This is a genomic window from Paenibacillus sp. FSL R7-0345, assembly GCF_038595055.1.
In the GTDB taxonomy this organism is placed as follows: domain Bacteria; phylum Bacillota; class Bacilli; order Paenibacillales; family Paenibacillaceae; genus Paenibacillus_AQ.
Genome location: NZ_CP152002.1, coordinates 6,970,716 through 6,979,603 on the forward strand (window position 1 = coordinate 6,970,716; position 8,888 = coordinate 6,979,603).

Annotated in this window: 8 protein-coding genes; all 8 read right to left on the reverse strand. The window is 47.3% G+C overall.

The window, feature by feature from the left end:
• Positions 1 to 70: 70 nt before the first annotated feature.
• Positions 71 to 889 (reverse strand): nucleoid occlusion protein, encoded by an 819-nt coding sequence (gene noc, locus NST84_RS30195; RefSeq protein WP_342566559.1) that lies wholly within the window; start codon positions 887 to 889, stop codon positions 71 to 73.
• Positions 890 to 1,410: 521 nt separating this feature from the next.
• Positions 1,411 to 2,133: a 16S rRNA (guanine(527)-N(7))-methyltransferase RsmG gene (gene rsmG, locus NST84_RS30200; protein ID WP_342563672.1), complete on the reverse strand. Its 723-nt coding sequence runs from the start codon at positions 2,131 to 2,133 to the stop codon at positions 1,411 to 1,413.
• A 3-nt stretch (positions 2,134 to 2,136) separates the two neighbouring features.
• A complete protein-coding gene (gene mnmG, locus NST84_RS30205) occupies positions 2,137 to 4,023 on the reverse strand; it encodes a tRNA uridine-5-carboxymethylaminomethyl(34) synthesis enzyme MnmG (protein WP_342563673.1) in 1,887 nt (628 codons plus the stop codon).
• Between the two features lie 51 nt (positions 4,024 to 4,074).
• The gene (gene mnmE / locus NST84_RS30210) at positions 4,075 to 5,451 is read right to left on the reverse strand and encodes a tRNA uridine-5-carboxymethylaminomethyl(34) synthesis GTPase MnmE (protein ID WP_342563674.1); all 1,377 of its coding nucleotides are present in this window, start codon (positions 5,449 to 5,451) and stop codon (positions 4,075 to 4,077) included.
• Between the two features lie 134 nt (positions 5,452 to 5,585).
• Positions 5,586 to 6,320, reverse strand: coding sequence for an RNA-binding cell elongation regulator Jag/EloR (gene jag, locus NST84_RS30215; RefSeq protein ID WP_342563675.1), 735 nt, complete (start codon positions 6,318 to 6,320; stop codon positions 5,586 to 5,588).
• Positions 6,317 to 7,222 (reverse strand): YidC/Oxa1 family membrane protein insertase, encoded by a 906-nt coding sequence (locus NST84_RS30220; protein WP_342563676.1) that lies wholly within the window; start codon positions 7,220 to 7,222, stop codon positions 6,317 to 6,319. The genes jag and NST84_RS30220 overlap by 4 nt, the downstream gene beginning before the upstream one ends.
• A gap of 86 nt (positions 7,223 to 7,308) precedes the next feature.
• Positions 7,309 to 7,659: a ribonuclease P protein component gene (rnpA, locus tag NST84_RS30225; protein ID WP_342563677.1), complete on the reverse strand. Its 351-nt coding sequence runs from the start codon at positions 7,657 to 7,659 to the stop codon at positions 7,309 to 7,311.
• Between the two features lie 422 nt (positions 7,660 to 8,081).
• Positions 8,082 to 8,216 (reverse strand): 50S ribosomal protein L34, encoded by a 135-nt coding sequence (gene rpmH / locus NST84_RS30230; protein ID WP_019914530.1) that lies wholly within the window; start codon positions 8,214 to 8,216, stop codon positions 8,082 to 8,084.
• Positions 8,217 to 8,888: the final 672 nt, after the last annotated feature.

Below are 8,888 nucleotides of genomic sequence, written 5' to 3' on the forward strand. Positions count from 1 at the left end.
GTACAATCCGCATGCAGTCACAGAAAAGGCGGCCAATCACCTCAGGGCCGCCTTCAGCTTTTGAAACAATTTATCGTTTAGGGATCTGAATCACAATCTCATAATGGTCACCACGGTCATTTTCCGAAGTCTTAATCTCCATTCCTGAGCCTGTTACCATATCAATGGATTGACGAATTGTATTAAGAGCTAGACGAACATCCTTAGTGTAGGAAACCCGTTTTGATTTTTTGGTAGTCTGGCTAAGTGCCTTGTAGAAAGCAATACGCGCTTCTGTCTGCTTAACATTCAGTTCCTTAGAGATGATCTCTCCCAGCACCTTAAGCTGCATCTCTACACTATCCAGGGAAAGTAAAGAACGGGCGTGCCGCTCCGTGATCTGCCGCTCCATAAGCGCTGTCTTCACTTCTTCCGGGAGCTGCAGCAGGCGGATCTTGTTGGCGATTGTGGATTGGCTTTTACCTAAACGCTGGGCTAGGCTTTCCTGAGTCAGTTGATGAAGATCAATCAATTTCTGATAAGCAATTGCTTCCTCAATAGAAGTCAGACCCTCACGCTGTAAATTTTCAATTAGAGCGATTGAGGCAGCTTGGGAATCATTGAACTCGCGGACGATCGCTGGAACGGTATCCAAGCCGAGCTTTTTGACCGCGCGCCAACGCCGTTCCCCGGCAATAATCTCATACTGGGAATCGCGTACGCGTACAACAATCGGTTGAATCACTCCGTGAGTTTTGATGGTCTGACAGAGCTCGTCGATCTTCTCGTCATCAAAAATCGTCCGGGGCTGATAAGGACTGCTGATAACCTCATGAACCGGGATTTGTTTGACCTCTTCTCCGCTGCTCCGCTCGCTAAATCCAAAAAGCTTGGTGAATTGTTCTTTCATTCCGTCCATAACCACCTAGTTTCAATATAGTACGATCCTCTTAACCTAGCCTGGCACAAGCTTATCGTACAGCCTTCTCTAAAATCTGATACTATATTATTCTATCACTTTTCCTCTGATAATCATATTCTCCGTAAAGACCTATTTTTCCTGCCTTTTAAAATAATTGAAATGTTATTCATTTAAATAGAACGAATGATTTTATGTTTTGGGCTTTGCCGTGACTCCAGAGAATGTGTGGACTTCCGGCCGCTGTTGTCTGCAGATTTCTCGATTTATGCCGTTTTTAACGGTAGAAATCCGCAGACAGCTTATGCTTCCGAAGTGAGCTTTTCTGCGAAAAGCTTTCAGGCGGTCACTACCGCTCCTACAGCTCCAAAATTCCCCTCCGCCACTTTTCCCTTTATTTATTCTTTAGTTCAACCTATAGCATTTTCAGACAAAATAAAAAGCCCTTAGCAACTAAGGGCTTCCTATCAAACGAGCTAATAAATTGGATAAAAATGTTTCACGTGAAACATCTATACCAGTGGTGCTTTAGCCGGCATTCCTGCCTTGCGGGGATATTTGGCTGGTGTAGCTCCTGTCTTGCGGATCATTACAATATGCCTCGCCGACTCTTCCACCGGAAGACTGAACGATTCAACCTTCTTCAGTTCAGCACGCAATTCCTTAAAGCTGCGCTTTGCTTCAGTCAATTCCTCACCCGGGTCATTTCCCTTCATCGCTGCAAAGATTCCATCCTTGCGGGTAAATGGAAGGCAGAATTCATTCAGCAGGGACAGGCGGGCCACCGCACGGGCAGTAACTACATCATATGCATCACGATGTTTCAACTGTCTTGCAATGTCTTCCGCCCGCCCATGAATCAGCTGTACGCCGTCAAGTTTCAGCGTGTCACAGATATGCTGAAGGAAGGAAATTCTTTTGCTGAGCGAATCAACAATGGTCAGCTTGATATGCGGGAAGCAAATTTTAAGCGGAATACCGGGAAAGCCTGCACCTGATCCGATATCTGCCAGACTATTTACTTCATTTAGATCAATATAAAAGGCAAGTGACAGCGAGTCATAAAAATGCTTGGTATATACCTGATCGCGCTCCGTAATACCCGTTAAATTCATCTTCTCATTCCAGGAAACCAGCTCCTGAAAATATAGCTCAAACTGTTCAAGCTGCCGGGAAGAAAGCTCAATGCCCTTCTCCTGCAACAGAGTAACAAACTGTGTTGTTGTGCTGTCCATAAGTTATCCTTTCGCTGCTGTCACCCGGTTATAATGCTCTAAGTGCACAAGCAGAATCGAAATATCAGCCGGAGTGACTCCGGCAATCCGGGAAGCCTGTCCAATTGAAATCGGCGCAATCTTGGTCAGCTTCTGCCGGGCTTCCATTGCCAGTCCATGAATTTCATTATAATTAATATCATCAGGAATCTTCTTCTTCTCCATCTTTTGCAGCTTCTCCACATGAGCCAGCTGCTTCTCGATGTATCCGGCGTACTTAATCTGGATTTCTACCTGTTCCTTCATCTCTTCATCCAATGGTTCGGGTGAGGGAGAAATTTGGTCTACAAAGCTGTAGGCAACCTCCGGACGGCGCATCAGGACAAGGAGGTTCGATCCGTCAACAATAGGAGCCGATTCATAAGCTGCCAAAACTTCATTAACCTCCACCGGCTTAACCTTAGTTTCCTGAAGGCGGACAATCTCACGTTCAACCGTTTCTTTCTTATGAATAAAGGCGTCAAAGCGCTGCTGCGGAATAAGTCCGATTTCATGTCCGATTGGTGTAAGACGCAGATCTGCATTATCATGGCGAAGCAGCAGCCGGTACTCGGCACGCGAGGTAAGCAGGCGGTAAGGCTCATTAGTACCTTTAGTCACCAGATCGTCGATCAATACCCCGATATAACCCTGTGAACGGTCAAGCACTACAGGTTCTTTATCCTGTACCTTACGGGCTGCATTAATGCCGGCCATTACGCCCTGCCCTGCGGCTTCCTCGTATCCGGAGGTACCATTAATCTGTCCCGCAGTGAACAAGCCAGGCAGACGTTTTGTTTCCAGTGACGGCCACAGCTGGGTAGGTACCATGGCATCATATTCAATCGCGTAACCATTGCGCATCATTTCTACCTTTTCCATCCCTGGAATGGAACGAAGCACGGCTAACTGCACATCCTCAGGCAAGCTGGTGGACAGGCCTTGTACGTAATATTCAGAAGTGTTTTTTCCTTCCGGTTCAAGAAAAATCTGGTGCTGTGACTTGTCGCTGAAACGTACCACCTTATCTTCAATAGATGGGCAGTAACGCGGACCTGTTCCTTCAATAATACCGGTGAACATTGGAGCACGGTGCAGATTATCATTGATGATCTGGTGCGTTACAGGCTGTGTATAGGTCAGCCAGCAGGGCAGCTGTTCATTATCCGAGAATTTGGTTTCAAAAGAGAAAAACTTCGGTTTGTCATCACCCGGCTGAATTTCTGTCTTCGAAAAATCAATCGTATCCCTGTGTACACGCGGCGGTGTACCTGTCTTGAACCGGACCAGCTCAAAGCCAAGCTCACGCAGATTTTCGGACAAGCGTACAGAAGGCTGCTGGTTGTTCGGTCCGCTCTCATACGTCAGCTCACCCATAATAACCTTACCGCGCAAATACGTTCCGGTTGTCAAAATAACGGTTTTACTACGGTACACTGTCCCTGTCTTTGTAATCACGCCAGCGCATTTACCGTCCTCGACAATCAGCTCCTCTACCATCCCCTGGCGAAGTGTCAGATTCGGCGTCTTCTCCATCGTTTCTTTCATGGCATGCTGATAGAGGAACTTGTCCGCCTGGGCGCGCAGCGCATGAACCGCCGGCCCTTTGCCTGTATTAAGCATACGCAACTGAATAAAGGTCTTATCAATATTGCGGCCCATTTCGCCGCCAAGCGCGTCAATTTCACGGACTACATGGCCCTTGGCCGGTCCGCCGATGGACGGATTACATGGCATAAAAGCCACCATATCCAGGTTGATAGTAATCATCAGTGTATTGCAGCCCATCCGGGCTGCAGCCAGAGCCGCTTCGCAGCCGGCATGGCCGGCGCCTATGACCACTACGTCATAGCTGCCTCCTTCATAACCCATTCCAATTCCTCCTGACTGCAAATATGCAGTTAATATATATTCGTGAACCTTTTATTTGCCTAGACAAAATTGTGAGAAAATCTGGTCAAGCAGCGAGTCGGCAGCGGTATCCCCGATGATCTCCCCGAGCTGCTCCCAGGCCAGACGCACGTCAATCTGGATCATATCAATCGGCACCAGCATCTCTGCTGCCTCATAGGCATCCTGCAGTGATTTGTGTGCTTTTTTAAGCAGAGCGATATGCCGTACATTGCTTACATAAGTCAGATCGCCTGATTCCAGCTTGCCGCCGAAGAACAGCTCTGAAATAGCCTCCTCCAGCTTGTCCAGCCCTTCCTCCTCCAGCACAGACATCGGCACAATACTGGACTCCTCAAAAAAGGTAAGCAGCTTGGCCTTGTCCAGCTGTGGCGGTAAGTCCATTTTATTCATGATGACTAAAGCTTGTCTACCGTGGATTTGTTCCATTAGTGCCAGTTCGTCCTCATGCAGCTCTTCATTTGCATTAAGCACAAGCAGTATAAGGTCGGCATCGCTGAATGCGGCTTTGGAACGCTCCACGCCGATTCGCTCAACCACATCCATCGTTTCCCGGATACCCGCAGTATCCAGCAGCTTCAAAGGAATATTGTTAATCGTTACATACTCTTCTATTACATCACGCGTTGTTCCCGGAATATCGGTTACAATCGCCTTGTTGTCACGGGCAAGCGCATTAAGCAAGGAGGACTTGCCAACATTAGGGCGGCCGACTATCGCCGTCGTAATGCCTTCGCGCAGAATTTTACCTTCATTGGCGGTCTTCAGCAGTTTATCAATACCGGCCATAACCAGGCTGCTCTTCTCTTTAATAAAATCTGCAGTCAGTGCTTCCACATCATGCTCAGGGTAATCAATGTTAACCTCAATATGAGCCAATGTTTCAATTAGAGTATGGCGCAATGTCTTAATCCGCTCAGACAAAGAACCGCTGACCTGCTTCAGGGCAACGGAGAAGGCCCGGTCTGACTTCGAACGGATCAGGTCAATCACCGCTTCAGCCTGGGACAGGTCAATCCGGCCGCCCAAAAATGCACGCTTGGTGAATTCACCCGGCTCGGCCAGACGGATATCCTGCTGCAGCAGCAGATCCATTACTCTTCTTACTGAAATTACCCCGCCATGGGCGCTGATTTCTACCACATCCTCTGTAGTAAAAGAACGCGGTCCCTTCATCACCGTAACCAATACCTCTTCCATCCGTTCCCCGTCCGCAGGATTGATAATATGGCCGTATTGGACGGTATGGGAGTCAACCTCGGTAAGAGGAGCCCTGCCGCGGAATAAAGGGGCCACCTGTGATATCGCCTCCGGCCCGCTTACCCGGACAATCGCAATTCCTCCCTCGCCCAGTGCCGTCGATACGGCTGCAATGGTGTCACTAAGCATGCTGTTTCTCACCTCAATATAATGTTTAATATCTCAAGTAGACTTTATTAGTAGCCAATACATAACTTATCATCTTTCAAAAAAAGCAATGACCCCTTACATTGGACAAGGAGTCATTGCAGCATATTTAGTCTCTACTTCAATGTTATAACAACACGCCGGTTTGGTTCTTCGCCCTTGCTGAGTGTATTAACCTGACGATGATCCTGCAGTCTGGAGTGAATGATCTTACGCTCCTGCGGTGACATCGGCTCAAGTACAACCTCTTTGCGGGTTCTGACCACACGGCCGGCCAGACGGTCAGCCAGCTCCTCCAGAGTCTTCTTACGGCGCTCCCGGAAGTTCTCCGCATCCAGCACCAGACGGACAAAGCTGTCAGAATAACGGTTGGCCACAATATTAGCCAAATACTGCAGAGCATCGAGAGTTTGTCCTCTTCTGCCAATCAGAAGGCCCAGATCCGGACCGGAAATTTGCAGAATGGTCGATTCCTTGGTATGAACGATTTCTACTTCAACAGTAAGCCCCATGCTCTTGGCGACATCGACAATGAAATGAACGGCCTGTTGGTAAGCTTCCTCTGCCGGTTGTCCGGAATCTTGGCGCGGCACACCGCCGCCAGCCTCCTGTTTGCTCTCTCGTGGTGACTGCTGAGGCAGTGACGGAGCACTCGCCGCTGAAGCCGGTGCGGCTTCAGGTATCAAGGTAAGCTCTACCTTGGCGCCTTTCGCACCGATCAATCCAAGGAATCCTTTTGACGGCTGTTCAAGTACGTTAACCGTTACCCGGTCTTTTTGAACTCCAAGCTGACTAAGGCCACGTTCTACAGCTTCTTCAATGGTTTTCCCTGTTGCGACGACTTTGCTCATTTTGACTTTTTGGCTCCCTTCGCTTTGCCGCTATTGCCTTTTGCAGCGGGAGTAACATCCTTGCGGGCGCCTGAATCCTTGCCCTTCACAAGATTGACTTCTTTGCTGTTACCGGCACCTGCGACAGCCAATGTGGTCTTATCGTTGTTGCGGTATAAGAAGTAGTTCTGAATGATGGTGTAAAGGTTACTATAGAACCAGTACAACGGCAGCGCTGAAGGGAAGTTGTATGACATGATGAAAATCAGAACCGGGTATACCATCATCATGAACTGCATCGGACCCTGCTGCTGAACCGGATTCATCTTGGTCATCATCCGGGTCTGAAGGAACGTAGTAGCCGCAGCTAACAGCGGCAGTATAAACAATTTATCCGGTTCGCCGAGCTGGAGCCACAGGAACGAATGCAGGCGCAGATCCGGATTATAGTAAATCGAGTTGTAAAGCGCGATAAAAATTGGCATTTGCACAATCAGCGGCAGACAACCCGCCATTGGATTGACTTTGTTCTCCTGGAAGAGGCGCATCGTTTCCTGCTGCACCTTTTCAGGCTGATCCTTATATTTTTTCTGGATTTTCTGGAGTTCCGGTTGAATGGCCTGCATCGCACGCGAGCTTCTTACCTGTTTCATGGTAAGCGGCAGAATCAGCGTGCGGACAATGATAACCATTACAAGGACTGCCAGTCCATATTGTCCGTTAAACCAATTAGCAAACGTATCCAGCGCTATGGCGAAATAATATACCACATTACTTTGCCAGAAGCTTCCGTTTTTTAAATCCTCCGTAGTATGCGTCACTGTAGTCGACGACGGAGAGCATCCCGACAGAACAGCGATCATCAGAATCATTAACCCGAGGAGAAGAAACATTTTTCCTCGTCTAGTCTTCAATAGAGACACCTCAAAACCCCTCTCTTAAACATTGCACTGCACCGTAAATCATACCATAATTATGAAGACAAATAAACAAGCCTGTTCAGCGGCAGCTACTTGCGTGAAGCCTTGAGCAGCTTGGCTTTGCGGAGCACATGAAGCGCGCTTTTTTCGAGCTCTGCATAATCCTTATCCAGGGCTCCCTTTCTCACGATAAACACCAGATCCAGCCCGCCGGCTATTTCCGGCTCATGATGGCGGACAATCTCTTTCACCAGCCGTCGCATGCGGTTTCGCACGACAGCGTTTCCGACCTTTTTGCTGACCGAAACACCAAGCCGGAACCGCTCTACCTCTTTTCTGCTGAACCAATACACAACAAACTGATGATTCGCAAATGACTTCCCATGGCGGTATACGCGGCTGAAGTCCGCACGGTTTCTTAATCGTAGACTTTTGTGCACGGGAATCTCCTATTCAAATACCGGAAGCTCGGTTAGCTCCGGAAAATATTCTTCTACTAAGTATTGTCATCCTGCTGCCGTCATAAACGGCTGTTCCCCGGACCAGGCATGTTACTTCCCCTATATGCGTATACATAAAATAGCCCCGCAAAGTGATGTCTTTATACAGTTGCTAATTCAAGTGCGTTGAGGGATTTCAAATATAATTAAAGCTTTACCATCTAAAAAAGGCCCGCAAACTGTAGCAAACAGCCTTTGCAGAGCCTCATCCATATTCATACACAACCGGCAGAAGCGGAGCGATCCTCTGCTTGAGACTGGTATCCGTTTCTGCCCTATATAAGGAAGCAAAAATTCAGGACAGCTTAATAGCCCCTTATATTTAAAAAAGGACCACCGCAGTGGTCCCTAAGTGGCCTAACTTACGCACTCAAAACTTTTCTGCCTTTCAGGCGGCGGGCTGCCAGCACTTTACGGCCGTTTTTCGTGCTCATTCTTTTGCGGAAACCATGTACCTTCTTGCGTTTGCTCACATTCGGTTTGAACGTCGGTCTCATGTATTGCACCTCCCTTACAGGATCTTAATTACTGTCATATTAGCAGAAACGGTCTAAGCCGTCCTTTTGAGTAGGGACAGTATCTACAAGTATCATCAATTAATTTTGGAGACATATCCTCACAGAAAACACCTTTATATATTAAAGCATACCAATGTCCCAAAAGTCAACTGTCTCTCACTGCTTCCTTCCTCTTTTTATAAATCGCCTTATCCACAGCCTCCGCCGCCGAAAAAAGTATCCACAAGCTTATCCAGTTATCCACCTGTGACTAAAAACGTTATCCACTCCCGGAATATTGAGCACAACCTGTGTATAAAAAAATAGACGTCTGACAGAAACTGTCGAACGGTAAACAAATTATCAACAATATCTTGTGTTGTGCTTAAAAATTATACACAAGTGATTGAATTTGTGGATAAAATGGCTCGGCTCATTGAAAAACAAGGGACGTTTTGCTATGATGGTATTACTTTTGAATGTGAATAGATTTGTTTGTTCTATATATTATCAACAAGCTGTGGATAAAGTTGTGAACAATTCAAGTTTATCCATATTTTTTTGTCTCTATATATTGCTTATTGGGGATAAGATTCAGCACGAACCCATTTTCTTCGACATTTCCACTTCATGGCTGACGCCACATTGGAAGATTTAAAGGAGTGACAGTCT